The organism is Citricoccus sp. GCM10030269, assembly GCF_042665635.1.
In the GTDB taxonomy this organism is placed as follows: Bacteria; Actinomycetota; Actinomycetes; order Actinomycetales; family Micrococcaceae; genus Citricoccus.
The window spans coordinates 144072-168460 of sequence record NZ_JBHTCV010000001.1 but is presented as its reverse complement, the minus strand read 5'-3'; the positions used below and the strand labels follow the sequence as shown (position 1 = coordinate 168460).

Annotated in this window: 23 protein-coding genes; 15 read left to right on the top strand and 8 right to left on the bottom strand. The window is 68.0% G+C overall.

Annotated features, from left to right (window positions below):
* Positions 1-22 precede the first annotated feature (22 nt).
* Genes ACFQQD_RS00815 through ACFQQD_RS00795 form a run of 5 tightly spaced genes read left to right on the top strand, consistent with a single transcriptional unit; the run spans position 23 to position 5048 of the window.
* Positions 23-1054 (top strand): ABC transporter permease, encoded by a 1032-nt coding sequence (locus tag ACFQQD_RS00815; protein WP_378085214.1) that lies wholly within the window; start codon positions 23-25, stop codon positions 1052-1054.
* A 9-nt stretch (positions 1055-1063) separates the two neighbouring features.
* On the top strand, positions 1064-2113 hold the full coding sequence (locus tag ACFQQD_RS00810) for an ABC transporter permease (RefSeq protein WP_378085212.1): 1050 nt from the start codon (positions 1064-1066) through the stop codon (positions 2111-2113).
* A complete protein-coding gene (locus ACFQQD_RS00805) occupies positions 2110-3213 on the top strand; it encodes an ABC transporter ATP-binding protein (RefSeq protein ID WP_378085210.1) in 1104 nt (367 codons plus the stop codon). Before ACFQQD_RS00810 ends, ACFQQD_RS00805 begins: the two co-directional genes overlap by 4 nt.
* The gene (locus ACFQQD_RS00800; RefSeq protein WP_378085208.1) at positions 3210-4325 is read left to right on the top strand and encodes an ABC transporter ATP-binding protein; all 1116 of its coding nucleotides are present in this window, start codon (positions 3210-3212) and stop codon (positions 4323-4325) included. Before ACFQQD_RS00805 ends, ACFQQD_RS00800 begins: the two co-directional genes overlap by 4 nt.
* Positions 4326-5048: a sulfite exporter TauE/SafE family protein gene (locus ACFQQD_RS00795; protein WP_378085206.1), complete on the top strand. Its 723-nt coding sequence runs from the start codon at positions 4326-4328 to the stop codon at positions 5046-5048.
* Here ACFQQD_RS00795 and ACFQQD_RS00790 read toward each other — a convergent pair.
* Together ACFQQD_RS00790 and ACFQQD_RS00785 are read right to left on the bottom strand one after the other, a co-directional pair.
* A complete protein-coding gene (locus ACFQQD_RS00790) occupies positions 5045-6067 on the bottom strand; it encodes an NAD(P)-dependent oxidoreductase (RefSeq protein WP_378085204.1) in 1023 nt (340 codons plus the stop codon). The two genes, ACFQQD_RS00795 and ACFQQD_RS00790, sit on opposite strands and share 4 nt — an antisense overlap.
* Before the next feature lie 2 nt (positions 6068-6069).
* Entirely contained in the window at positions 6070-7407 is a 1338-nt protein-coding gene (locus tag ACFQQD_RS00785; protein WP_378085202.1) for a glucarate dehydratase family protein, read from the bottom strand.
* A 74-nt stretch (positions 7408-7481) separates the two neighbouring features.
* Between ACFQQD_RS00785 and ACFQQD_RS00780 the strand changes: the two genes are divergently transcribed.
* The 7 genes from ACFQQD_RS00780 (at position 7482) to ACFQQD_RS00750 (ending at position 15096) form a co-directional block, all read left to right on the top strand.
* Entirely contained in the window at positions 7482-8447 is a 966-nt protein-coding gene (locus ACFQQD_RS00780; protein ID WP_378085200.1) for a LysR family transcriptional regulator, read from the top strand.
* A gap of 10 nt (positions 8448-8457) precedes the next feature.
* Positions 8458-9594 carry a GuaB3 family IMP dehydrogenase-related protein gene (locus tag ACFQQD_RS00775; RefSeq protein WP_378085198.1) on the top strand — a complete coding sequence of 379 codons (1137 nt, stop codon included), beginning with the start codon at positions 8458-8460 and terminating at the stop codon, positions 9592-9594.
* Positions 9595-9598: 4 nt separating this feature from the next.
* The gene (locus ACFQQD_RS00770; protein WP_378085196.1) at positions 9599-11557 is read left to right on the top strand and encodes a glycerol-3-phosphate dehydrogenase/oxidase; all 1959 of its coding nucleotides are present in this window, start codon (positions 9599-9601) and stop codon (positions 11555-11557) included.
* A gap of 22 nt (positions 11558-11579) precedes the next feature.
* A complete protein-coding gene (locus ACFQQD_RS00765; protein WP_378085195.1) occupies positions 11580-12536 on the top strand; it encodes an SURF1 family protein in 957 nt (318 codons plus the stop codon).
* Positions 12533-13081, top strand: a complete 549-nt coding sequence (locus ACFQQD_RS00760; protein ID WP_378085193.1) for a DUF3817 domain-containing protein — start codon at positions 12533-12535, stop codon at positions 13079-13081. Before ACFQQD_RS00765 ends, ACFQQD_RS00760 begins: the two co-directional genes overlap by 4 nt.
* Positions 13082-13146: 65 nt before the next feature.
* Entirely contained in the window at positions 13147-14289 is a 1143-nt protein-coding gene (locus tag ACFQQD_RS00755; RefSeq protein ID WP_378085191.1) for a mandelate racemase/muconate lactonizing enzyme family protein, read from the top strand.
* A gap of 33 nt (positions 14290-14322) precedes the next feature.
* Positions 14323-15096, top strand: a complete 774-nt coding sequence (locus tag ACFQQD_RS00750) for a FadR/GntR family transcriptional regulator (RefSeq protein WP_378085189.1) — start codon at positions 14323-14325, stop codon at positions 15094-15096.
* A 7-nt stretch (positions 15097-15103) separates the two neighbouring features.
* Here ACFQQD_RS00750 and ACFQQD_RS00745 read toward each other — a convergent pair whose 3' ends face one another.
* Both ACFQQD_RS00745 and ACFQQD_RS00740 read right to left on the bottom strand, forming a co-directional pair.
* The gene (locus ACFQQD_RS00745) at positions 15104-16021 is read right to left on the bottom strand and encodes a dihydrodipicolinate synthase family protein (RefSeq protein WP_378085187.1); all 918 of its coding nucleotides are present in this window, start codon (positions 16019-16021) and stop codon (positions 15104-15106) included.
* Positions 16022-16080: 59 nt separating this feature from the next.
* Positions 16081-17646: an ABC transporter substrate-binding protein gene (locus ACFQQD_RS00740; RefSeq protein ID WP_378085185.1), complete on the bottom strand. Its 1566-nt coding sequence runs from the start codon at positions 17644-17646 to the stop codon at positions 16081-16083.
* A gap of 238 nt (positions 17647-17884) precedes the next feature.
* Between ACFQQD_RS00740 and ACFQQD_RS00735 the strand changes: the two genes are divergently transcribed.
* Positions 17885-18586 (top strand): GntR family transcriptional regulator, encoded by a 702-nt coding sequence (locus ACFQQD_RS00735; RefSeq protein WP_378085183.1) that lies wholly within the window; start codon positions 17885-17887, stop codon positions 18584-18586.
* A gap of 24 nt (positions 18587-18610) precedes the next feature.
* On the opposite strand, the gene ACFQQD_RS00730 is transcribed toward ACFQQD_RS00735, so the two are convergent.
* Genes ACFQQD_RS00730 through ACFQQD_RS00715 form a run of 4 tightly spaced genes read right to left on the bottom strand, consistent with a single transcriptional unit; the run spans position 18611 to position 22207 of the window.
* On the bottom strand, positions 18611-19006 hold the full coding sequence (locus tag ACFQQD_RS00730; RefSeq protein WP_378085181.1) for a universal stress protein: 396 nt from the start codon (positions 19004-19006) through the stop codon (positions 18611-18613).
* Complete coding sequence (locus ACFQQD_RS00725; protein WP_378085179.1) at positions 19003-20586, bottom strand: tripartite tricarboxylate transporter permease; 1584 nt, start codon at positions 20584-20586, stop codon at positions 19003-19005. The genes ACFQQD_RS00730 and ACFQQD_RS00725 overlap by 4 nt, the downstream gene beginning before the upstream one ends.
* Before the next feature lie 24 nt (positions 20587-20610).
* Positions 20611-21159, bottom strand: a complete 549-nt coding sequence (locus tag ACFQQD_RS00720) for a tripartite tricarboxylate transporter TctB family protein (protein ID WP_378085177.1) — start codon at positions 21157-21159, stop codon at positions 20611-20613.
* Positions 21160-21205: 46 nt separating this feature from the next.
* The gene (locus ACFQQD_RS00715) at positions 21206-22207 is read right to left on the bottom strand and encodes a Bug family tripartite tricarboxylate transporter substrate binding protein (protein WP_378085175.1); all 1002 of its coding nucleotides are present in this window, start codon (positions 22205-22207) and stop codon (positions 21206-21208) included.
* Between the two features lie 174 nt (positions 22208-22381).
* Here ACFQQD_RS00715 and ACFQQD_RS00710 point away from each other — a divergent pair, with 174 nt between their 5' ends.
* Positions 22382-23266 carry a LysR family transcriptional regulator gene (locus ACFQQD_RS00710; RefSeq protein WP_378085172.1) on the top strand — a complete coding sequence of 295 codons (885 nt, stop codon included), beginning with the start codon at positions 22382-22384 and terminating at the stop codon, positions 23264-23266.
* A 140-nt stretch (positions 23267-23406) separates the two neighbouring features.
* Positions 23407-24360, top strand: coding sequence for a 5-dehydro-4-deoxyglucarate dehydratase (locus ACFQQD_RS00705; RefSeq protein ID WP_378085170.1), 954 nt, complete (start codon positions 23407-23409; stop codon positions 24358-24360).
* The last annotated feature ends 29 nt before the right edge of the window (positions 24361-24389 follow it).

Sequence of the window (24389 nt, the reverse complement as noted above, 5' to 3'; positions counted from 1 at the left end):
CCCGGGACCCGAGGGAGGACCCATGCTGACGTATCTTCGCAAGCGCATCATCTCCAGCGCGCTGCCTCTCGTGGTGGTCGTGGTGGGCGTTTTCGCCCTGGCCCGGATGACGGGCAACCCGGCCGCGCTCTATCTGCCCCTGAACGCCACCGAGCAGATGCGAGCCGACTTCATCGCTCGCAACGGCCTGGACCAGCCCCTGTGGGTGCAGATGGCCGACTACTTCGGCGGCGTCCTCCAGCTCGATTTCGGCACCTCGCTGCGGACGGGAGAGGCGGCCGGAGCCATGGCGCTGCGGGCCTTTCCGGCCACGCTGCAACTGGCAGCGATGACCATCCTCGTGGCGATCGTGCTCGCCGTGATCGTCGGCAGCTGGGCGGCACTGCGACCCAACGGCATCGTCGACCGCATTGCGAGCTTCGTGTCGATGGCCGCCGCGTCGATCCCGGACTTCTGGCTGGCCATCGTCGGCATCTGGATCTTCGCGATCACGCTGGGCTGGGTGCCGACCTCGGGGGTCTCCGGCGCTGAGGCATGGGTGCTGCCCATCGCCACCTTGGCCATGAGACCCTTCGGCGCTCTGGTTCAAGTGATCCGCGGTGCCATGGTGTCGGCCCTGTCCGAGCCGTACATCAAATTGGCGCGGTCCAAGGGGGCCTCGCAGACCCGCGTGGTCACCCGTCACGCGCTGCGCAACGCGGCCGCCCCCGCGCTGACCGTGGCCGGAGACCTGACCGTCAGCCTCGTCAACGGCGCCGTCGTCGTGGAGACGATCTTCGGCTGGCCCGGGATCGGCAAGCTGATGATCGACTCGATCCTCCAGCGCGACTTCGCCGTCCTCCAGGCGTGTGTGCTGCTGACCGCCATCGCGATCTTCATCCTGAACATCCTCATCGACCTCGCCTACGCACTGCTCGATCCGCGCGTGCGGCCCTCGAGCGCGGGCCGTCGCCGCACCAAGAAGCGCGAGACCACAGCCGAGGGAACCCCTCCAGGCCCGACGCCGGCCCGGCCCGGTTCCCCGGCCACCGAACTCACCACCGCAGGGGCCTAGGAGATCCACATGAGTACCAACGCTGATACCGCCCCCGAGGCACCGTCGGATTCCACCGCGAAGGGGACCACCGGCGACCACAACACCGGCAGGGAGTCGAAGGGCTCGGGTCGTCCCGGGAAGCTGCTCATGCTGCTGCGGGACCCCTTCGCCACCGCCGGTGCGCTCATCCTGCTGCTGGTCGGGGCCACCGCCATCGTCGGGCCCATGCTCGTCGGGGACCTGGCGACGCGGCAGGACCTGATGTTCGCCAACCAGGCCCCCTTCAATCCGGCCAACGGCTGGGAGTACATCCTGGGTTCGGACTCCCTGGGCCGTTCCATGCTGGCGCGGCTCGTGGTCGCGACCCGCACCACCTTGATGGTGGCCGTGCCGGCGGTGCTCATCGCCATGGTCATCGGGTCGCTGTGGGGTGTCTGGGCCGGTTATCACCGAGGCGTGCGGGAGAACATCTCCATGCGCATCGCGGACGTCATCATGTCCTTCCCGTCCCTCTTGCTGGCCGTGGTGGTGCTGTACGTCTTCAACCCCTCGATCGCGAACATCGTGCTGATCCTGGCGATCACGCGCATCCCGATCTATCTGCGTACCGCTCGCGCCGAGTCCGCGGAGCTGCAGAGCCGGACGTTCGTGGACGCCGCCCGGACCTTCGGCACCCGGCCGAACGCCATCATCGTCCGGCATGTCATTCCCGTGGTCACGCCGACCATCCTGACGCTGGCCACCCTGGAGTTTTGCTACGTGATGCTGGCCGAGTCGTCCCTGAGCTTCCTCGGCATCGGCATCCAGCCACCGGACGTCTCCTGGGGACTCATGGTCGCCCAGGGCCGGCAGTACCTGCAGACCGCATGGTGGCTGTCCGTCTTGCCCGGTCTGGCCATCGTCATCACCGCCATTGCCGCCAACATGCTGGCGGCGTGGCTCCGCATCGCCACTGACCCGGCTCAGCGCTGGCGCCTGTCGCTACCCCGACGCGCCAGGTTGATCCGCCGTGTTCCCGCCACGGCCAGCCGGGCAGGCTCCGGGCAGGACCGCGCTGGGCAGAAGGAGAAGAAGTGAAGACTCGAACCCGCGAACATTCCACGGCCACCACCGCCACCACCGATACCACCGGCGCGACCGCAGGGGCCGTCTTGGAGGTGACTGGCCTGAACGTGGACATCCGCACTCCGCTCGGGACCATCCGCGCCGTCAGTGACGTGGGATTCACCGCCTTTGCCGGTCGGACCCTCGCCCTGTTGGGCGAGTCGGGTTGTGGCAAGTCCATGACGGCCAAGGCCGTCGCCGGACAGCTGGACGCCGTTGCCCATGTGGAGAGCGGCACCGTCATGCTCAACGGAGAGGACCTCACGAAGATCAGTTCCCGGCGCCACCGGGAGATCTCGGGCGAGGAGCTGGGCATCGTGTTCCAGGACGCCCTGACAGCGTTGAACCCGGTGTACACGGTGGGCACCCAGATCGGCGAGGCCTTCCGGATCCACCGTGGCATGAAGGCCAAACAGGCCAAGGCGGAGGCCATCGAGCTGATGCGCCGCGTGGGGATTCCAGAGGCCGAGTCTCGGGTGGACGCCTATCCGCACCAGTTCTCGGGTGGCATGCGTCAGCGCATTCTCATCGCCATGGCCGTGGCCCTGGGCCCGCGGCTGCTGATCGCGGACGAGCCGACAACGGCCCTCGACGTGACGGTCCAAGCGCAGATCATGGAACTGCTGCGCCGGCTGCGCGCCGAGGAGAACATGGCCGTCGTCCTGATCACCCATGACTTGGCCGTGGTGGCCGAAGAGGCGGACACGGTGTGCGTGATGTACGCCGGGACCGTGGTGGAGCAGGGCCCCGTGGAGCAGGTCTTCGCCCTGCCGACCCATCCCTACACGAAGGGTCTGCTCGATTCGGTTCCCACGGGGGCCGAGCGTGGAGGAGACCTGAACTCGATCCCGGGCAGCCCGCCCGAGCTCAAGGACATCCCGCCGGGTTGCGTCTACCAAGACCGCTGCCCGTTGGCCCGTGAGCTGTGCCGGCTCGAACGTCCTCAGCTTCGCGAGACCGTCTCCGGCCAGTATGCCGCCTGCCACTTCTCCGAGGAGTTGCTGGCCGCATCCGCTGCCCTGGCTTCATCTACTGCCCCCGTCCATCCGACCGAGCCGGAGGTTCGCGCATGACCGCCACCCTGACCGCAGACACGCCCACTCCGGTGGCCGGCACCGCCCTCGACGTCCAGAACGTCACGAAGACCTTCCAGGTCCAGCGCAGCGCCTCGGGCAACGACCGGCTAACGGCCCTGGACGGCGTGAGCCTGTCCATCGGCCGCGGCGAGACCGTGGGACTCGTCGGGGAATCGGGCTGCGGCAAGTCCACCCTGGCCCGCACTCTGATGCTGCTGGAAACGCCGGATTCCGGCTCCATCACCTTCGAGGGGCAGAACCCGTTCTCGCTGCGCGGCAAAGAGCTCTTGGCGTGGCGACGGCGAGTCCAGATGGTCTTCCAGGACCCCTTCGCCTCGCTCAACTCCCGGATGACGGCGGGGGAGATCATCTCCGAGCCGTGGGCCACCCACCGCAGCCTGTACCGCACCTCACGCGAGCGGGACGCCCGGCTTCGCGAGCTGCTGCAACTGGTCGGACTGCGTCCCTCGGACATGAAGAAGTCCCCCCAGGAGTTCTCCGGCGGGCAGCGCCAGCGCATCGGCATCGCCCGCGCCCTGGCGCTGAACCCGGACCTCATCATCCTGGACGAACCGGTCTCCGCCTTGGACCTCTCCGTGCAGGCCCAGGTGCTGAACCTGCTCAACGAGCTGCAGCAGAAGCTGGGCGTGAGCTACCTGTTCATCTCCCACGATCTCTCCGTGGTCCGGCACGTCACCGACCGCGTGGCCGTGATGTACCTCGGCCGGATCATCGAGACCGGCAGCACGGAGGACGTCTTCGACCGGCCGCTGCATCCCTACACGGCGGCCCTCATGTCCGCGTCCCCCAAGCTCGACCCCTCCGCCCGCCCGGAGGAGCGGATCGTGCTGCGCGGGGAGCTGCCCTCCCCGCTGGACCCGCCGTCGGGATGCCGATTCCGGACCCGGTGCTGGAAAGCGCAGGAGCGCTGCGCCACCGAGCGGCCCGCCGCTCGCACCGCGGCCGAAGCCGGACGCGCGACGACGGCCCTGCCCGCTCCCACGGTGCGCGACGCCGCCGTCGGGAGCCAGGACTTCACCCAGATGGCCGAGTGCCACTTCCCCATGGAGGAACCGGACTACGGGGACCAACTCACCGCGGTGGGCTAGGTGGACCCCTGGACCTTCGGATGTCTGGTCGCCATCGTGGTGGTGGCGTCGTCTCTGCAGGGGTCGATCGGATTCGGCGCGGGCATGGTGGCCGCCCCGGCCATTGCGCTGGTGGCGCCGGAACTGTTGCCGGCACTCGTGGTGATGTTCGCCTGCCTGCTCACGCTGATGGTGACCATCCGCGAGCGAGCGCACCTGGACCTCGCGGGCGCGGGCTGGGCGCTCCTGGGACGCTTGCCCGGCAGCGTCATCGGGGCGTTCATGGTGGTGGTGCTGCCCGTCACGGCGCTGTCCTGGGTGGTGGCCGTCTCCGTGCTCGCCGGAACCGGCTCGGCTTTCCTCGGCTGGCGCCCGGCACCCACCCGTGGGGTCCTGGTCACGGCCGGCGCGCTCTCCGGGATCATGGGCACCTCGACGTCCGTTGGCGGAGCGCCCATGGCCATCGTCTGGCAGGGTCAGGAACCGGCCCGCACGCGCGGGACCATGAGCGCGTTCTTCCTCGTCGGCTCCATCGTCTCCGTGGTGATGCTGGCCCTCGTCGGTGCCGTGACCTGGTACGCGGTGCACGTCTTCCTCGGGCTCATTCCGGCCGTGGCCGTCGGATTCCTGCTGTCCCGGCGGCTCAACCACTGGATGAACACCGAACGACTGCGCGTGTGCGGACTCATCCTCGCCACCGGCGGGGGAGTGCTGTTGGCCATCCGGCTGCTCGTGGGGATCTAGTCGCGGCGCTGGACGACGCCCAGCCGCTCCGATCCGCTGGCCAGACGATCCACATTGGCGCCGAGATCGGCGGCGCGACCGACGAAGGTGGACTCCGCGTGGCCCGAACTGTGCGGAGACAGCACCACGTTGTCGAGGGCGGCGAAATCCTCATCCGCCGGGGGAGTGCGGCCGGGAACCGGAGCTCCCCACCAGACGTCGAGGGCGGCGCCGCCGATCGCCGCGGCCGAGCCCGCGGGCGCCGTCAAGGCGGCATACAGCGCGTGCTGGTCGACCACCGGCCCGCGCGCCACGTTCACGAGGTACGCGTCCGGCTTCATGGCCGTGAGCTCGGCCGCACCGAGCAGGCCCTGTGTGGCGGCGGACAACGGCACGGACACCACGACGACGTCGGCCTCACGGAGTAGTCGAGTCAGGTCGCCGGGCCCGCCGACCCAGTGCGGAGAGAGGCCCTGCGGCAGGGGACCGGCCGGATTGCCCCGGATGGCGATCGTCTGCATGCCCCACGCGGTGGCGAGCCGGAGCGTCTCCGCGCCGATGCCGCCGAGGCCGACCGCGCCGAGCACCATCGTGTCCAGGGTGCGAAAGGCCGGCATGGTCGGTTCCGTGGCCAGCGTCCGCCAGGATCCAGCCCGCAGCGACCGGTCCCGGCCGAGCAGCCGACGTTCCAGCGCCATCACCGACAGCAGCACGTGCTCGGCGATCGAGCGCTCGTGGTGCGCCGTGGTGGTGACCTCCGTGTCGGCCGGCAGGGCGCTGACCGCCACCCGGTCCAGCCCGGCTCCGGTGACCTGGACGAGTTCGGCCCGGCAGGCCCGAGCGACGTCCGGGCTCAGACGGGAGCAGATGAGCACGTCGCACTCGGCGACCGCGCTGCATTGTGTCGGCTCGTCGGCGTCCGTGAGGAAGGCCCATTCGTGGTCCGGGGCCGCTGAGACGAGCACCTCGGACCATCGGGTGATGATCGGGTCGGTGACGAGCACGGTCAGGCGTCGGGCCGGTGTCGTCTCCTCCTCCACCCTCACCACCGGGCCGGGGACGGATCGAAGTCCGGTTCGAAGCGACGCATGTAACTGGTGTCATCCCGGTCCGTCAGTCCTGCGCGCAGGTACTGCTCGTGCAGCCGGGCCAGGGCGTCCTCGTCGAGCTCGACGCCCAGTCCAGGAGCGGTGGGCACGGCGACCGAGCCGTCCTGGATCGTCAAGACACCGGGGACCACGACGTCGTCGGCCGGATCCTTCCAGGGCGTGTGGGTGTCGCAGGCGTAGTCCACATTCGGCGTGGCCGCGGCCAGGTGCACCATGGCGGCCAAGCTGATGCCCAGGTGCGAGTTGGAGTGCATGGACAGTCCCCAACCGAAGGTCTCGGCCACCCCGCTCAGCATCTGGCTGCGGCGCAGGCCACCCCAGAAATGGTGGTCGGACAGGACAACGTCCACGGACTCGGCCGCGACGGCGGGTGGGACGTCGGTGAATCCCACCACGCACATATTGGTTGCCAGTGACATGCCCGTGCGGCGGCGAACCTCGGCCATGCCCTCAAGGCCGGGAGTGGGATCCTCGAGATACTCCAGGGTGTCTCCCAGGCGCTCGGCCACGGCCACGGAGGTCTCCACGGTCCAAGCGCCGTTGGGATCGATGCGCAGCGGCAGCTCCGGGAACTCGGCCCGGAGGGCCTCGATGGCCTCGCACTCGGCCTCGGGGGCGAAGACACCGCCCTTGAGCTTGAGCGCCGTGAATCCATAGTCGTCCACGAGGGCTCGCGCCTGAGCCACGATGCCGGCCGGATCGAGAGCCTCGCCGTGACGGTCCGGCTCCACACCGGGGTGGCCTGCCCACTTGTAGAACAGGTACCCGCTGAAGTCGACGGAGTCCCGGAGCGCTCCGCCCAGCAGGGTGCTGACCGGCAGGCCCAGGATCTTGCCCTGAATGTCCAGCGAGGCCACATCGAAGGGGGAGAGGACCCGGTCAGCCGTGGCCGAACCCGTAACCATTCCGCTCATGCCATGACCGCCCGTGCTGGTGTCGCGTTCCAGAGCTCGGACGATGCGGCGGCGCAGGTCGTTCGTGTTGAAGGCATCGGCGCCGATGACGGCCTGAGCGGCCATATCGAGTCGGACCAGGTGGGCGGCATCCCCGTAGGTCTCGCCCAGGCCCGTCACGCCGGCGTCGGTGTGGACCTGGACGATTGCCCGGAGGACGAAAGGCTCGTGCACCCCCACCGTGTTGAGCAGGGGCGGATCGGCAAAAGCCACCGGCGTGATGGTGGCACCGGTGATGGCCGGGCCGGCGGTGGCTGAGCCGGCGGTGGCTGGGCCCGTAGTGGCTGAGCCGGTGAGGGTGGAGTTCTGTGCGTTCACGTCTTCAACCTAGGGCGATCGATTGATGCGCGTCCAAGCTAATATGTGGACACAATCATTCAAGGAGTGGATTGATGTTCTCGCTCATTCAGCTGGAGTCCTTCGTCGCCGTGGCCGAGGAGCTGCACTTCGGGGCGGCTGCCGTGCGCCTGAACATGACGCAGCCTCCTCTGAGTCGCCAGATCCAATTACTGGAGAAGGAACTGGACGCCCAACTGTTCATCCGCAGCAGTCGGAAGGTCGAGCTCACGGCCGCCGGGCAGACGCTGTTGCCCAGCGCTCGCCGGATACTGGATCTGTGCACCAAGACGGAACTGGATGTCCGGAGGGTCTCCACGGGGGATGCCGGCTCCATCGTCCTGGGATACACCGCCATCGCGGGCCAGGCGGCCCTACCCTGGCTGCTGCGTCTGGCGCGCGAGCACATGCCCGGAGTCTCGCTGGTCTTGCGGGAGGCCGTCTCCGCGGACCAATTCGAGGCGCTGTCCCGTGGGGCGGTCGATCTCGGGTTGCTCCGGCCGATCGTCTCCCGCCCCGGCGTGCGCACCGAGCTGATCTTCAAGGACCGACTGGTCGCAGCTCTGCCCGAGGGGCACGCACTGGCCACGGGCCGGGGCGTCCGCGTGAAGGACCTCGAGGGGTTGCCCTTGATGATGTACTCCACGTCCGAGGCGCGCTACTTCTACGATCTGGTGATGCGGCTCTATGAGAGCGCCGGAGTCACCCCGACGGTGACGCAGTTGGCCAGTCAGGTTCCGGCGTTGTTGGCCTTTGCGGCGGCGGGGCTGGGCATCACACTGGTTCCGGCCTCGGCCATGGACTTCGCGCCGTCCGGGGTGGTGGCCGAAGAACTCCTCGGCCCGGCCGGACTCGCGGACCTCAATCGTGCCGACCTGCACCTGGCGTGGAACGAGAACGGCGACAACCCGGCCGCCGACCGTCTCCGCGACCTCATCCTCGAGCACATCGCCTCGGAGGACATCCCCGAGGCCAAGGGTTCGCTGCCGGCACACGTCCATCCGGCCCGCCACCTGCACTAGGCTGGCCACCGTGACCCACGAGATCGAAATCGGCCGCGGCAAGCGCGGACGTCAAGCGTACGCACTGGACGACATCGCGGTGGTACCCACCCGCCGGACGAGAGATCCCGAGGACGTCTCCATCAACTGGCAGATCGACGCCTTCACGTTTGACATGCCGGTGATCGGCGCCCCGATGGACTCGGTCATGAGCCCGGACACGGCCATCGCTCTCGGCCAACTCGGCGGAATGGGCGTGCTGAACCTCGAAGGCCTGTGGACCCGCTACGAAGACCCGAGCCCGGTGCTCGAGGAGATCTCCTCCTTCGAGGCCCAGGATTACTCACCCTCGAACACCCGTCGGCTGCAGGAGATCTACTCCCGGCCGATCCAGCCCGAGCTGATCACCGAGCGCCTGGCGCAGATCCGTGAGGCGGGTGTGGTGGTCGCCGGCTCGCTCACCCCTCAGCACACCCAGGAGTACTACGAGACGGTGCTGGCCGCCGGCGTGGACATGTTCGTCATCCGCGGCACCACCGTCTCGGCAGAACACGTCTCCCAGAACCGGGAGCCGCTGGATCTGAAGAAGTTCATCTACGAGCTCGACGTGCCGGTGATCGTCGGCGGGGCGGCGGGTTACACCCCGGCCCTGCACCTGATGCGCACCGGTGCCGCCGGCGTGCTCGTGGGCTTCGGCGGCGGTGCCTCCTCGACCACGCGCCGCGCCCTGGGCGTCCGGGTGCCGATGGCCACCGCCATCTCGGACATCGCCGAGGCTCGCCGTGACTACATGGATGAGTCCGGTGGACGCTACGTCCACGTGATCGCCGACGGCGGCGTGGGCACCTCCGGTGACATGGTCAAGGCCCTGGCCATGGGCGCCGACGCCGTCATGCTCGGGGCCGCCCTGGCACGGGCGGAGGAGGCCCCCGGCCGGGGTTGGCACTGGGGCGGAGAGGCCGCTCACGCGCAGATGCCCCGGGGTGACCGCACCTGGGTCGGCACCGTCGGCCCGTTCAGGGAAGTGCTGTGGGGCCCGAGCCACCACACGAACGGCACCTCGAACCTCATGGGAGCGCTCAAGGGAGCCATGGCCACCTCCGGCTATTCGGACGTCAAGGAGTTCCAGAAGGTCGAGGTCCTCGTGGCACCGGCCCGCGAACGCTGAGCCCATGAACACGACTGGCGCCCTGGGACCCGCGAGCAGAGCCGCTGCGCTGGGTGTACTGCGTGCCACGAGCCCCGAACGTCCACTGGATGTGCTCGTCATCGGCGGGGGAGTGGTCGGCGCCGGAACCGCTCTCGACGCGGCCTCTCGGGGGCTGTCCACCGCTCTCGTGGAAGCGACCGACTACGGCTGGGGAACCTCCTCACGATCGTCGAAACTGGTCCATGGCGGCTTGCGCTACCTGGAGATGCTCGACTTCCCGTTGGTGCATGAGGCTCTGCGGGAACGCGGACGGCTCATCGAAGACGTCGCCCCTCACCTGGTGCGGCCGGTGCCGTTCCTGTACCCGCTGGCCAAGCCGTGGGAACGCCCGTATGTGGGAGCGGGTCTCGCCCTCTATGACGGGATGGCCGCCGGACGCACCGGCCACCTTCCCGTGCACAAGCACTTGGGCCGTTCCGCCGTGGCCCGCATCGCTCCGGGCCTGAAGCCGGGCGCCTACGTCGGCGCCATCCGCTATTACGACGCCCAGGTGGACGACGCCCGACTGGTGATCGAGCTGGTTCGCACCGCCGCCGCGCACGGGGCGCACTGCGCCTCTCGCCTCGAGGCCACCGCGTATCTCGGCTCCGGGAGCCCCAGCCCGACGTCGGCCCCGGCCACGAGCGCATCACCGCAGGCCGGCGTTACCGGCGTCGAGGTCCTGGACCGGGAGAGTGGCGAGCGGTTTACCGTCCATGCCCGCCGGACGATCAACGCCACCGGGGTCTGGACGGGCTCGATCCCGCTGCGCCACCCCGACGGCCGCGAAGAGACCCTGCACGGTGGAATGCCGCGGGTCACCGCCGCGAAGGGTGTTCACCTCGTGGTCCCGCGGGACCGCTTCACCTCGACCTCGGGGCTGATCCTGCGCACCGAGAAGTCGGTGCTGTTCGTCATCCCGTGGGGCCGGCATTGGATCATCGGCACCACGGACACCCCGTGGGAGCTCGACGTCGAGCAGCCCGCGGCCACCAGTGAGGACATCGACTACGTCCTGCAGCGCGCCAATGTCGTGCTGGCCACGCCGCTGGAGCGCGCCGACGTCGTTGGGGTCTTCGCCGGGCTTCGTCCCCTCGTGGTCCCCGCGGGCGACGAGACCGGCGACGAGACGGGTGACGAGGCGGGTGAGGAGAGGGTTCGCTCGACTGGCCCCTCCACTGCTCCCACGAATGCTCCCTCGACCGCCCGGGTCTCCCGCGAACACGTCGTGGCCACCCCGTTGCCGGGACTGACCGTGGTGGCCGGCGGCAAGCTCACGACCTACCGGACCATGGCCGCTGACGCCGTGGACACGGCCGTCTCGGCCGCCGGAGCCCCCGGGACCGGCCCGCTCACCGGTCAGGACGGGAGCGGCTCCGGCGAGGGGGTGCCAGAATCCTGCACCCAGGACATGCCCCTGCTCGGTGCGCGGGGCTGGACACCGGCGTGGAACCGTCGGGCTCTGCTGACCGCCGAATCGGGGTTGCCGGCGCCGATCGTCGAGTCCCTGCTGCATCGGTACGGTTCCGGTGCTCCCGAGGTTATCGAGCTGGCCGTGTCCCACCCCGAGCTGGCCCAGGAACTCCCAGGCCTGCCCGGCCACCTCGCGGCCGAGGCCGTGCACGCGGTGACCCATGAGGGCGCGTGGTCGGTACAGGACGTGCTGGCACGGCGCATCCGCGCGGTGTTCGAAGCGGACGACGCCGGTGCGGCCGCGGCCGGGACGGTGGCTGAGTTGGTGGCTCCCCAGTTGGGATGGGACGCTGAGCGGGCGTCCGCCGAGGCCGAGCGCTATCGTCAGTGGATCCGTGCCCAACGGGCCACGCAGGAGGCCGGCTCGGACGCCGAGGCACACGGCCTGCTCGCCGAAGCGGCTCAGGACTCGGCCCGAGACCCGTCTCGCGGGGGCCTGCCCGTCACCAGAGATTTCTACACGCGGTAGAGAAACCGCGTAGGCTTGTCAGGTGCTGAGAACCGCCCTGAAGCCGCAGTGGATCGCCGGACTGTTGTTGGCGCTCGTGGTGTCCGGAATCTTCGTCTTGCTCGGCAAATGGCAGATCGACAATGCCGCCTCGGCGCCGCCTCCGCTGACCCGCACCGAGACCCCCGTGCCGCTGACTGAGCACTATGCCCCCGGTCGGCAGATGTACGGCACGGAGGCGGACCAGGTGGTGACGATGACCGGTTCCTTCCGGCAGGGCACCGACGTGTTCGTGTATCCGCGGGTCCAGGACGGCCAGGAGGGCCAGGACGGCCAGGAGGGCCAGGAGAGCGACGAGGACGAGGTGGGCTACTGGGTGGTCACGGCCTTCCGCGTGGATGGCGCTCCCCGCGGTGAGGTCATCCCGGTCGTCCGTGGCTGGACGCCCACGCCGTCGTCGACGGATCCGGCGCCCGAAGGCCAACTGCACATCACGGGCCGCCTCCTGCCCACAGAGGGCCCGCAGCCGGAGGGGTTGGAACGAAGGGATGCGGGCACCGTGGTGGCGAGCCTGTCCTCGGCCGAACTCGTGAACCTCTGGGACGTGCGCTCCTACGCCGGCTATGTGGCCGCGTTCGACGTGGTGGCCGAGCCAGCGGGCGAGGAAGTCGGGGCCAAGGCCCCCGGAGGTGTGCTGGAGCCGGTCGTCGTCGGGCCGCAGCCGCAGCAGATCAGCTACAGCTGGATGAACATCTTCTATGCCATCGAATGGGTCGTGTTCGCCGGCTTCGCCATCTTCCTCTGGTGGCGCTTCCTGCGTGACGACTACCAACGCGATCAGGCCGAGGAAGCCCTGGATCGCCAGTGGGCGCAGGAGTGGAAGGCCGCCGAGCTCGAGCGCCGCCGTGAGCAGGCGCGTGAGGCCAAGCGCCGCGCCATCGAGGACTACGAGCGATATCAGCAATTCTCATCAGATCAGTCATCCCAGGAGGACCAGTGACCAGCCCGGACCAGCAGCCCCCGGTAGACCCGAACACCTTGCCGGACCCGGAGGACATCACCGAGGCAGACCTGCCTGCGCCGCCACCGCGGCCTGGCAAGGACGCTCCGCGACGCTTCGGCGGCACGCATCAGCAGATCAAGTCCGCCCTGACCATGTACAAGATCTGTGCCTGGATCACCGGCATCATGCTGCTGCTGCTCGTGTTCGAGATGATCTTCAAGTACGGATTCGGCACGGAGCTCTACGCGGGCGGCACGTTGGTGGACGGCTCGGCCAACGGCCTGTCTCTGCAGCCCGAGGACTCCGTCACCGGCGGGTTCAACATCTCGATCGCCGTGCTCATCGCCCACGGCTGGCTCTACGTCGTGTACCTCGTGGCGGCCTTCCGTCTGTGGTCGCTGATGCGCTGGCACGGCATGCGACTGTTGGTGATCGCCGGCGGCGGTGTGGTGCCGTTCCTCTCCTTCATCGTGGAAGCCCGCGTCCACCGCGAGACGTTGCAGGAGCTCGAAGAACACCCCGAGGCGCTGCGGCGGTACTGACCTCACGACGAGCAGACGACCCCCCCATCTAGTCATACAAGTGGTGAACTTGTATGATGAGTTTCATGTCCACTGCTCCGTACACCGCCGACGCGATCCGGCACGTCCGACTCTCCACCGCGCGTCTGCCCTTGGCAACGCCGATCTCCGACGCCAAAGTGTTCACCGGCCGCCAGAAGCCGATGACCGAAGTAGCGTTCCTCTTCGCCGAGATCACCACGGAGCAGGGTCACGAAGGGCTGGGATTCTCCTATTCCAAACGCGCCGGCGGGCCGGCTCAGTACGCGCACGCGCGAGAGGTCGCCGAGACCGTGATCGGCGAAGATCCGAATGACATCGCCAAGCTGTACACCAAACTGCTGTGGGCCGGTGCCTCCGTGGGCCGCTCCGGGGTCGCCACTCAGGCGCTCGCTGCGCTGGACATCGCCCTGTACGACCTCAAGTCCAAGCGCGCCGGATTGCCCTTGGCGAAGTTCCTCGGTTCCCACCGAGACTCCGTGCGGACCTACAACACCTCTGGCGGTTTTCTCAGCGCCAGCATCGAGGAGGTCAAGGAGCGAGCCACCCGGTCGATCGAGGAAGGCATCGGCGGCATCAAGATCAAGGTGGGCCTGCCCGACTCCACTGAGGACCTGCGTCGGGTCAGCGCGGTACGGGAGCACATCGGCCCGGATGTCCCCCTGATGGTGGACGCCAATCAGCAATGGGACCGGGCCACCGCTCTGCGGATGGGCCGCCGCTTGGAGGAGTTCGATCTGGTCTGGATCGAGGAGCCGCTGGACGCGTACGACGTCCAGGGGCACGCGGACCTCGCTGCGGCACTAGACACGCCGATCGCCACGGGGGAGATGCTCGCCTCCGTAGCCGAGCATGAACGGCTCATCGACGCCCGCGCGTGCGACATCATCCAGCCGGACGCCCCGCGAGTGGGCGGTATCACCCAGTTCCAGCGCCTGGCCACCCTGGCCGACCAAGCCGGTCTAGACCTCGCTCCGCACTTCGCCATGGAGATTCACCTCCACCTGGCCGCGACCTATCCCCGTGAGCCGTGGGTCGAGCACTTCGACTGGCTCGATCCGCTGTTCAACGAGCGCCTCGAGACGCGCGACGGGCGCATGCTCGTGCCCCAACGGCCCGGTCTCGGCGTGACCCTCAGCGACCAGGCGCGCGCGTGGACCCTCGAGAGCGCAGAGTTCGGCCGGAACTGATCGGGCCCTCACGCTGCCTGCCAGAATGAGCTCATGACTCCCGCGTCCGCCCTCTCCGGCCCTTCCGGTTCTTCCGGTCCCTCCCGCACCGAGGCACTCGTGGACCATCTGCGGCGCCGGATCGTCGGTGGTGAACTGGCGCCGGGTCAGAAGCTGCCCAGCGAGAACCGGCTCGTCACGGAGCATGGAGTCAGCCGCACGGTGGTCCGTGAGGCCATCCTGCGTCTGCAGGCCGAAGGTCTGGTCCATACGCGGCGGGGCAGCGGCAGCTTCGTGCTCACTCCACCCCCGGACCACGACGCCGGCCCTCCGGTTCCCCCGTCGGCCGCGGCCTCAACAGTGGCTGGGAGGATGGACCTCATCGACTACCGCGTCGCCATCGAAACCGAGGCCGCCGCGCTGGCGGCGGCCCGCCGGACCGAGTCCCAGGGCAACGCCGTGCAGCGGGCCGAGCGGGACTTCGCCGATCGGGCCGAGGCCGAGGCACCCGGGCAACCGGCTGAACTGCTCGGCCTCGACTTCGCGTTTCACCGCTGCGTCGCAGAGGTCTCCGGCAATGCGTTGCTACTCCAGGCCCTGGATGCCCTCGGACCGGCGATGATCGCCATGCCCCGCGCCCGGCTGGCCGGGACTGCCGGCACCGAGCCGGCGGGGGAGCGGCGTCGCGCCACGGTGGTGGCGGCCGAGCACGCGGCGGTGGCGGCCGCCGTCGTGACCGGTGATGCCGCGGCGGCGGCTGCGGCCATGCGCACTCACCTGCGCAACTCGGCCCGCCGATTCCAGGAGGAATCGACGGGCGGCTGGTAGCCGAGGGCTACCCCGCCTGCAGCGCTCCGGTCCACTGCAGCATCATCTTCTCGACCAGGAGCCGGTCCGGTTCTGTGAGGGTGCTGATGGGCGGCCTGACCTCCCGTTGGCACAGGCCCATCTGAGCCAGGGATTCCTTGACGACCGTCACGTTGTGTTCGGAATCATTCCGTGCGCGCAGCTCCTCGAACGGGCGAATGAGCTCCCAGATCTGCAAGGCCTCTTCGGTGTCGGAGGCCCGGAGGGCGTCGAGCAGCCGTAGCGAGAGAGCCGGCTCGACGTTGGCGAACCCGGAGGTGAATCCGGTCGCCCCCACGGCCCAGTAACCGGGGGCGGACAGTTCGGCCAGCCCGGCGATCCAGACCAGTGCCGGGCGATCGCAGTCCCGGGAGACCGTGGCCATCCGCACCGGGTCCGGAACGGCATACTTGACGGCTGCCAGGTTGGGCGCGGCATCGGCCAGTCGGGCCACCGTGGCTCCGTTGATGCGCGGGTTGCGCACGTAAAGAACCACGCCCAGCTCGGGCACGGCCTGAGCGATGTCCCGGTGGTACTGGAACCATCCCTCCGCAGACATGAACGGATGTGGGGGTTGATGGATCATGATCGCCTGGGCTCCCGCGGACCGGGCGTGGAGCGCGGCTTCGACGGCCTCCGGTACCGAACCACCCACACCGACCAGGGTTGAGCACGCCTCACCGGCGGCCTCGACGGTGAGCTCCACGCAGCGCCTTCGCTCAGCGGCGGTGATCGAGTAGTACTCGCTGGTGTTGCCGTTGGGCGTGACCACCTGGATCCCGGCGTCGATCATGCGGCTCACCACCCTGGTGAAGGCTGCGCCGTCGAGCGCGCCGTCGTGGTCGAAAGGCGTCACCGGAATGGCGACGACTCCGGCCAGCCGTTCCCGGAGGAGTTCAGAGGTCATAGGTGCTGTCCCGTCAGTCGTTGAACCTGCTGGTTGATGTCGTGGCTCAGGCCAGCCGGTCACGGGGTGGCCTGGTGCATGTCGGCGACGCGCATCTCGTCACCGGTGGCGGTAGTCGGTTCGTACTCGACTTTGGGAGAGAGGGCCAGAATGGCGCCGACCTGCACCATCATGGCGTCGCGGACGATCTCGTCGTTCTGGTAGGCGAGGGCCTCGGCGAAGAGTTCCTCCCGTTCCTCACCGGACGCCACTTCGGCGGCGGCGATCAGCTCGTCCAGCTCGGCCGTTCCATAGCTGCTCTGAGAGCCTTCGCTGCCGAGGTTGTTGGCCATGGTGAAGGATGCGTCACCGGCCTGGTTGCCGTGCATGCCCATCAGGAGACGGGGCCCGAAGTCGGTCGGCACGGGGCGGAGCAGGTGCTGCAGCCAGGTGTTGACGTCTCCCATTTGGATCTCGACGTTCAGCCCGGCCTCCTTCAGCGAGTTTTGAACGATCTCCATGGCCTCATCGGCCTTGGGGTAGAAGCCGGAGCGCCCGATGATGGTGATCTTCTCGTCAACCGGGACGCCGTCGGCCTTGGCCTCCGCGATGAGCTCCTTGGCCTTCTCCATGTCGAACGGCCACGGCTCGATGTCCGGGTTGTGTCCGACGACGCCCTCGGGAACCAGCTGCGTCGCCAGCTGGCCGTGGCCGGCGAAGACCGAGTTCAACAGGCCCTCCTTGTCCAAGGCGAAGTTCACGGCCTCGCGCACCCGGCGGTCGTCGAGCGGCGGGATGCCGGCATCCATGCGCATGTAGGTGACCTCATTGGTGTTGTACTGGACCGCGGCGTCCCCGGCGCCGTCTTCGGGCGCCAGCGTGATCGCGACGTCCGCCTCGTTGTTGGTCACCATGGCGGCACGGATCGAGCCCTCGGAGCGCCAGAGGTACTCGACGGAGGCGAAGTCGGGGGCCTCTCCCCAGTAGTCGTCGAAGCGCTCGAGGGAGATCTTGGTGCCCGACTGCCACTCGGTGAACTGGTAGGGACCGGTGCCGATGGGTTCGCGGACCTTCTCCGTGTTGTCCGTGGTGGTCGGGACGATTCCCACGAATGCGAGGCGCAGCGGGAGGATCGGATCCGGCGTGGCGGTCGTCACCTCGAGCGTGCTGTCGTCGACCACCGTGGTGGTGAGCTCTTGATCACCGAAGAACTGCCCCGCGACGTCACAGGCCATCTCGGGCAGCAGGGCCCGTTCGATGGAGTACGCCGCGGCCTCGGCGTCGAATTCGCTGCCGTCGTGGAACGTCACTCCCTCGCGCAGGGTGAAGGTCCACGTCGTGTCCGTGGTCTGTTCCCACTCGGTGGCGAGCGCCGGGTCCAGCTTTCCGGTGTCCGCATCGCGGGAGGTGAGACCCTCGGCGATGTTGGCCCTGGTGACCAGACCGGTGGAGTTCTGGGATCCCTGACAGGTCTCCAGCGTGGGAGGTTCTTCTTTGAGCACGATCCGGATGGTGTCCGTGGACGCCGAGGAACCCGCTGACTGCGTGTCCATGGCGCAGGCCTGCGTGCCGATCAGCGCGGCCAGCGCCAAGGTGGCGCCGGCGATGCGACGAGTGCGAATGACATGGGGCGTTGATCCTGCCATGGCTGTCCTCCAGGAAAATGGACCGGTGGGGACGCGTCCCGGTGCATTCCCCACCGGTGCGTCAAGGGGTTCGATGACTGCTCGGACGGCGCATAATGAGAGCAGACGGAAAATGTCCGATATCTAATATACGATGTATGAAGATTAACCAGGCCCGCCTGATGTGTCAAGAGTCACACTCGGTGGCTGGGGTCTTCTCGTCCCCGGCGGACGCCGGAGAAGTGGGAGAGGTGCACGCGTGACCATCAAATTGGACCTGCCGCAATCGCGGATCGAGGTGGTGTTGGAGGCCATTCGACGGGGCATCCTGACGCACGAGCTTCGCCCCGGCGAGCCCCTGGTCGAGGCGGAATTGGCAGCCCGGTTCGGGGTGTCCAAGACTCCGGTGCGGGAGGCCCTGAAGATCCTGTCCCATTCCGGGCTGGTGCAGTCCGTCGCCTACAAGGGCATGAGGGTCCAGACCGTGGATGGGGACTTGATCCGTTCCGTCCGCGATCTGAGGCTGCTGATCGAGCCCGAGGCGGTGCGCCGGGCCGTCGCGGAGGGGTCGGCGGAGTTGTTCGATGAGGCCGGCCGGGTCCTGGAAACGGCCCGGCAGACGATCGACGACGGCGGCGACCGGGCGAGTCTGAGCCTGGTGAACCGCGATTTCCATGCCCTGGTGTACGCCGGTTGCGGTAACCCCCTGATGAAGGAGGTCATGGACAACCTGCGGGATCGGACCGCGCTCATCAGCGTGGTGGCGTGGCACGAGGCCGAGGGGCGCAGCCAGCACCCCTCGGAGTTCGAGTGGGACGAGCACCGCGAGATCCTCGAGGCGGCCCAGGCCGGCGATGCCGAACGAGCCGCGAGTCTGACGCAAGGCCACATCGGCAGGTTCTTCGACCGGGTGCTGACCGACTCGCACGAGGGCTCGACCCCGGGAGACCAGCGCGACTGAGCTGCCCCGCAGCGACTCCGGAGGTTAGCGCTGCGCCTTGACGGCCAGCACCGGACGCTCGGCCTGGAGGAGTATCCGCTGAGCGTGCGAGCCCATGATGAACTTGCCCACCTGGGTTCGCTGGCGCAACCCGATGACGATGAGCGCGACGTCGTGCTCTTCGGCCAGCTCGAGAATCGCCTCAGCCAGATCGTCACGGTGGGTCGGCCGGAGGATCAAGGCGCTGACGCCGGCCGCCTGAGCCTCGGCCATCACGCGGTCCAGGTCCGACTCCGAGGCGACGGAGGCGTCGGCGAGCGCGCCTTCGCGCTGTGAGTTGACGATCAACAGCTCCTGATCCCGGAGCCGGGCCTCTTCGATGGCGGCTGCCACGGCCGTCTCTCCGACGGGTGTGGGGACGTATCCGACCAGGATGCTCATACGTTCTCCTTCTTCTGGGTGCTGGACTCGCTGGCGTCCGATGATCCGGCGTCGTCGGTTGCGGGGGAGGAGGAATTGGCGCCCACCCGCTGACTCTGCCGGCGCCTGTTCCGAGCGGAGGTGATGATCGGCCAGACGGCCACGGCCACGAACAGCACCAGGAGGGTGCCGGAGATCGGACGGGTGGCGAATCCGAAGAGATCACCCTCGAAGACCAGCAGTGATCGACGCAGGTTCGACTCGAGCAGCGTGCCGAGCACGAAGGCCAAGACGAGCGGTCCGGGCTCGAAACCGAACTTCTTCATCAGGTAGCCGACGGCTCCGAAAACCACCACCAGCACGACGTCGAACATCGAGTTGCGAATGGTGTACGCGCCCAGCAGGGTGATCAGCGCGGTGATCGGGGCCAGAATCGCCCCGCGCACCCGCAGAACCCGGACGAACACCCCGATCAGGGGGATGGCCATGATCAGCAACAGGATGTTGCCGATGTACATGGAGTTCACCACGCCCCAGAACAGCTCCGGATCCGAATTGATCAGGTCCGGACCGGGGGTGACACCTTGAACGAGCAGGGCGCCGAAGATGATCGCCATGGTGGCGTTGGCCGGGATGCCCAGGGTGAGCAGGGGAATGAACGAACTGGTGGCGGCCGCGTTGTTGGCCGTCTCCGGTCCGGCCACCCCCTCGATGGCACCCTTGCCGAAGCGGGAGGGATCCTTGGCCGAACGCTTCTCCATGGCATAGGCGGCCAGTGAGGAGATGGTGGCGCCCCCGCCGGGCAGAATCCCGAGGAAGAAGCCCAGGACCGATCCGCGTCCGATCGCCGGCGCCGAGGTCTTGAGCTCAGCGCGGCTGGGCCACACGTTCTTGACCGAGTCGGGGGCCTTCGCCGCGCGGTGGCGCTCCTCGAGGTTGTAGAGGATCTCACCGATGCCGAACAGACCCATGGCCACCGGGACGAAGTCGATGCCGTCGGCCAGTGAGAGGTTGTCGAAGGTGAACCGTTCGGCGCCGGTGAACGTGTCCCGCCCGACGGTGGCCAGCAGCAGACCGAATCCGGCCGCGATCAGTGCCTTGATCTTGGCGCCGCTGCTGATGGTGGCCACGAGCAGGATGCCCAGCAGCGCCAGGGCGGTGTACTCCGGCGGGCCGAAGTCCAGGGCGAAACCGGCCACCACCGGAGCCAGGAACGTCAGCCCGACGATGGCCACGGTGCCACCGACGAACGAGCCGACGGCGGCGATACCGAGAGCCGTACCGGCCTTGCCCTGTTTGGCGAGCTGATACCCGTCGAACACGGTGACCACGGTGGAAGCCTCGCCCGGCAGGCGCAACAGCACGGAGGTGATGGTGCCGCCGTACTGGGCGCCGTAGAAGATGCCCGCCAGCATGATGATGGCGGTCACCGGCTCGACGCCGTACGTCAGCGGCAACAGGATGGCGATGGTGGCCGCCGGGCCGAGACCGGGCAGCACGCCGATCAGCATGCCGACGGTGACACCCAGCAGGCAGTACAAGAGGTTGCCGGGATCGAGGACGACGCCGAAGCCGTCCAGGACGGGCTGGAGGAAATCCATGGTGGTCCTTAGGGGTCTTCGGGATCAGAGCAGGTGGGGAATGGTCGTCCCCAGGGCTGCGATGAAGATGGCGTAGAAGGCCGCGACGACGATGACGGAGTACACCAGCGCGGCCCGCCAGCCTTCCCCGCCGAGGAACTTCATCCAGACGATGCATAAGGCCAGAGACGGAATCTCGAAACCGATGACCGGGACGAGCACGGCCATGCCGATGAGCGTGAGAAATCCGACGAGAGTGATGAGCGAGTACCGGTTGAACTTCTCCCCGTCCGACCCGCCGCGTCGGCCGATGACCAGTTGAGCCAGGGCCAGGGTGCAGATCAGCACGCTGACCGCCAGGGGCCAGGTGCCGGAATCCGGATTGACGGCGCTGCCGGGGCCGAGGCCGATCGAGATCACGACGCCCAGAATGCCCAGCGCCAGCACCACCAGCGATGCCGCGAGGTTCGCCACCGGTCCTGCCGCCTCCGGGCCCTCGGCGGCCCACGCCTCGGCCAGCTCTTCCGGAGTGAGATCGGCCGGATCCTGGTTGGCGACCGGACGTTCGTCACTCTCCGGGGTGGTAGCGGGCATCGTGTCTCTCCGTTCCTGTGCTGGTGGTCGAGCAGGGGCGCACCGTTTACTCGCCGGTCAGGGAGATGTCGTATTCCTCCACCAACTCGGCATAGCGGTCCCGGAGATCGTTCCACTCGGCCGTGACCTCTTCGCCGGAGATCTCGTGCGGGGTGAGGAGATTCTCCTCGTTGAAGGACTGGTAGGAGTCCGTGGCCAGGGCCGCATCGACGGCCTCCACCAGTCGGCTCTTGGTCTCTTCGGGCAGGCCCTTCGGCGCTGCCAGAGCGCGGTACTGGGAGACGGGAATGTCGTAGCCGGATTCCGTGGCGGTCGGGGTATCGGGCAGGAAGTCGTTGCGTTCTTCCGAGAACGTCATGATCGGGGTGACGGTGCCAGCGTCGATCTGGGGTTTGGCCTCGCCGAGCTGGATGGTGGCGACCTGCACCTGATTGCCCATGACGGCGGTCAGCGCGGGCGAGCCGGAGTCGAAGGGCACCTCGGTTCCCTCCACCTCCGCCTCGGCGAACAGGATGGCCTGCGCCAATTGCGATCCGGTGCCCACACCGGTGGTTCCATATGACAGATTCTCGGCGGATTGGATGTCCTCCATGGACTCCAGCCCCGACTCTTCCGAGGCCACCAGCACGTAATCATCCTGCGAGAGGCCCTTGATGACGTCCAGATCCTCGAGTTCCACCGCCTCCTGATCCGGAACGGCCAGCGGGGTGATGGTGATGAGCGAGGCATTGAGCAGCACCAGCTCGTGGCCGTCGGCCTCCTTGCCGGCGACCTCTTTGGTGGCCACGGCACCATTGGCGCCCGGCTGGTTGACGACGCTGACGGGCTGACCGAGGTCCTCGGACATCCCTTCGCCCACAGCCCGCGCGATGAGATCGGTGGACCCGCCGGCGGCCTGACCCACCGTCAGCGTGAGGGCTTTCTGGGGGAACGAGGCCGATTCGTCCCCACCTCCTCCGCTGACGTTTCCACCGCAGGCGGTGGCAGACAGCAGGACGGTGACGGCTGCGGCGGATAGGGCAGTGCGGCGAGTGATGGTGAACGTCATGTCCGGTCGCTCCTCGAGGGTTCAGCGCGGGTCTGCGGTGGTCGGCTCGGTCGGCCGCCACGGGTGTCCGATGGGTGTGAAGTGGCTCACGTGCCGACTGAGCTTTGAGCCTAGGGAGGCCGTAGGATGCATGTCCAAGCCCTTAAGTGCATGTTGTGATTCCCGGAAGGCATCATGTTTACGCTCGACCAGATCCGCTGTTTCGTCGCCGTGGCGGAGGAGCTCCACTTCGGCCGGGCCGCAGAACGACTGCAGATGACTCAGCCGCCCCTGAGTCGCCAGATCCAGAAGCTGGAGCGGTCACTGCAGGTCAGCCTGCTCAATCGCGACCACCGCAACGTCGAACTGACCGCTGCGGGACACGCCTTCCTGACCGAATCGCGCGAGCTGTTGGCGGCCGCTGAGCGCGCCCCCGCCACTGCTCGGTCGATCGCCTCCGGGCAGGAGGGTGTGGTTCGCATCGGTTTTACGGCAGCGGCCGGGTTCGGCGTTCTCGGGGAGTTGCTGGCCTCCATCGCCGAGACTCTGCCCAAGGTGTCACTCGAACTGTCCGAACTGGTCACCCGCCAGCAGGCCGCAGCGCTCATGGAGGGCTCTCTGGATCTGGGTCTGGCCCGGCCGCCCTTCGACGCCGAGACGTTCGAATCCCACCTGCTGCTGGCCGAGGACCTGGTGCTTGCGGTTCCGTCCGGTCATCGCCTGACCGGAATCCGGGGCGCCGTGCAGGAAAGCGACCTGCGCGGCGTGAAACTCATCATGCATTCACCGCTCACGGCGAGGTATTTCTACGATCTGATCGTCCGGATGCTGCCCATCGACCACGGGCAGGTGGTGCACACGGTCGGACAGATCACCACCATGGTGGCCCTGGTGCGCGCTCGTCGGGGGGTGGCGTTCGTGCCCGCCAGCGCGCGACTGCTGGGCATCGACGGGGTCGAGTATCTGGACTTGGGGCCGGTGGCGCGAGATGCCGTCCAACTCCACGCCATCTGGCATCAGCATCATGCCAATCCCGCGCTGGACCGAGTGTTGGAGCTGTTGGACGCCGGACTCGAATGACGATGCCCTCAGGGTATCCAAGGATACAAACTATGCCTTGGACAGGAATGAAGAGCCGTTCCTACGGTGGTGTGTGAACGGCGAGGAAGCCGTCCAGCTCAACGCGGAGACCCGCGTTGCCGACTAGGAGGATGGTCTTCGTGGCCCAGTACACCCCGCAGGAACTCGCCGCCCGTCTCAAGGACGGCCTGCTCTCGTTCCCCGCCACCGCCTTCGCCGCGGACCTGTCTGTGGATGAAGACGTCCTGCGCGAACACGTGACATGGCAGTCCGGCTTCGATATTGCCGGCCTGTTCGCCGCCGGAGGCACCGGCGAGGGGTTCTCGCTCGCGCCGGACGAGCACGCCCAGGTGATCCGGGCCGCCGTCGAGTCCTCCCGACCGGAGGTGCCGGTGCTGGGTTCAGCTGGTGGGTCCACCCGCCAGGCCATCGGGCAGGCCCAGGCCTGCGAGGCCGCGGGCGCCGAGGGTGTCCTGCTGCTGCCGCCATACCTCACCGAATGCGATCAGCCGGGACTGCTCGAGCATGCCTCCACCATCATGGCCTCCACTCGATTGGCCGTCATCGTCTACAACCGCGGCAACGCGATCTACTCGGCTGAGACGGTCGCCGAGCTGGCCCGACGCCATGAGAACTTCATCGGCTTCAAGGACGCCATCGGGGACATCGAGCACCTCGCCAAGGTCTATGCGCGCAACGGCGACCGGATGTTCTACCTCGGCGGCCTGCCCACGGCCGAGACATACGCCTTGCCGCTGCTGCAGCTGGGCATGAGCACCTACTCCTCGGCCATGTTCAACTTCGTGCCCGAGTTCGCGCTCGAGTTCTACGGTGACGTGCGGCGCCAGGACCGGGATGCCGTCACCGAGAAGCTCAATCGGTTCGTCTTGCCCTACCTCGAGATCCGAGACCGCGGCAAGGGTTTCGGCGTGTCCATCGTCAAGGCCGGCATCCAGGCCATCGGACGCAACGCCGGAAGCGTGCGACCGCCCCTGCATGATCTCTCCGAGCAGGACCACGCCGATCTGGCCGCCCTGATCGACCACGCCGGGATCCGTCCCGTCATTCGCACCGCTCCAGTCCCCGCAGCCTGAGGACCCCACCGATCTTCCGACCCCGAAGG

Coding starts and splice junctions, on each gene's coding strand:
- ACFQQD_RS00815 (WP_378085214.1), top strand. CDS start 23: ATGCTGACGTATCTTCGCAAGCGCATCATCTCCAGCGCGCTGCCTCTC.
- ACFQQD_RS00810 (WP_378085212.1), top strand. CDS start 1,064: ATGAGTACCAACGCTGATACCGCCCCCGAGGCACCGTCGGATTCCACC.
- ACFQQD_RS00800 (WP_378085208.1), top strand. CDS start 3,210: ATGACCGCCACCCTGACCGCAGACACGCCCACTCCGGTGGCCGGCACC.
- ACFQQD_RS00780 (WP_378085200.1), top strand. CDS start 7,482: ATGTTCTCGCTCATTCAGCTGGAGTCCTTCGTCGCCGTGGCCGAGGAG.
- ACFQQD_RS00770 (WP_378085196.1), top strand. CDS start 9,599: ATGAACACGACTGGCGCCCTGGGACCCGCGAGCAGAGCCGCTGCGCTG.
- ACFQQD_RS00755 (WP_378085191.1), top strand. CDS start 13,147: ATGTCCACTGCTCCGTACACCGCCGACGCGATCCGGCACGTCCGACTC.
- ACFQQD_RS00750 (WP_378085189.1), top strand. CDS start 14,323: ATGACTCCCGCGTCCGCCCTCTCCGGCCCTTCCGGTTCTTCCGGTCCC.
- ACFQQD_RS00745 (WP_378085187.1), bottom strand. CDS start 16,021: ATGACCTCTGAACTCCTCCGGGAACGGCTGGCCGGAGTCGTCGCCATT.
- ACFQQD_RS00740 (WP_378085185.1), bottom strand. CDS start 17,646: ATGGCAGGATCAACGCCCCATGTCATTCGCACTCGTCGCATCGCCGGC.
- ACFQQD_RS00730 (WP_378085181.1), bottom strand. CDS start 19,006: ATGAGCATCCTGGTCGGATACGTCCCCACACCCGTCGGAGAGACGGCC.
- ACFQQD_RS00725 (WP_378085179.1), bottom strand. CDS start 20,586: ATGGATTTCCTCCAGCCCGTCCTGGACGGCTTCGGCGTCGTCCTCGAT.
- ACFQQD_RS00720 (WP_378085177.1), bottom strand. CDS start 21,159: ATGCCCGCTACCACCCCGGAGAGTGACGAACGTCCGGTCGCCAACCAG.
- ACFQQD_RS00715 (WP_378085175.1), bottom strand. CDS start 22,207: ATGACGTTCACCATCACTCGCCGCACTGCCCTATCCGCCGCAGCCGTC.
- ACFQQD_RS00710 (WP_378085172.1), top strand. CDS start 22,382: ATGTTTACGCTCGACCAGATCCGCTGTTTCGTCGCCGTGGCGGAGGAG.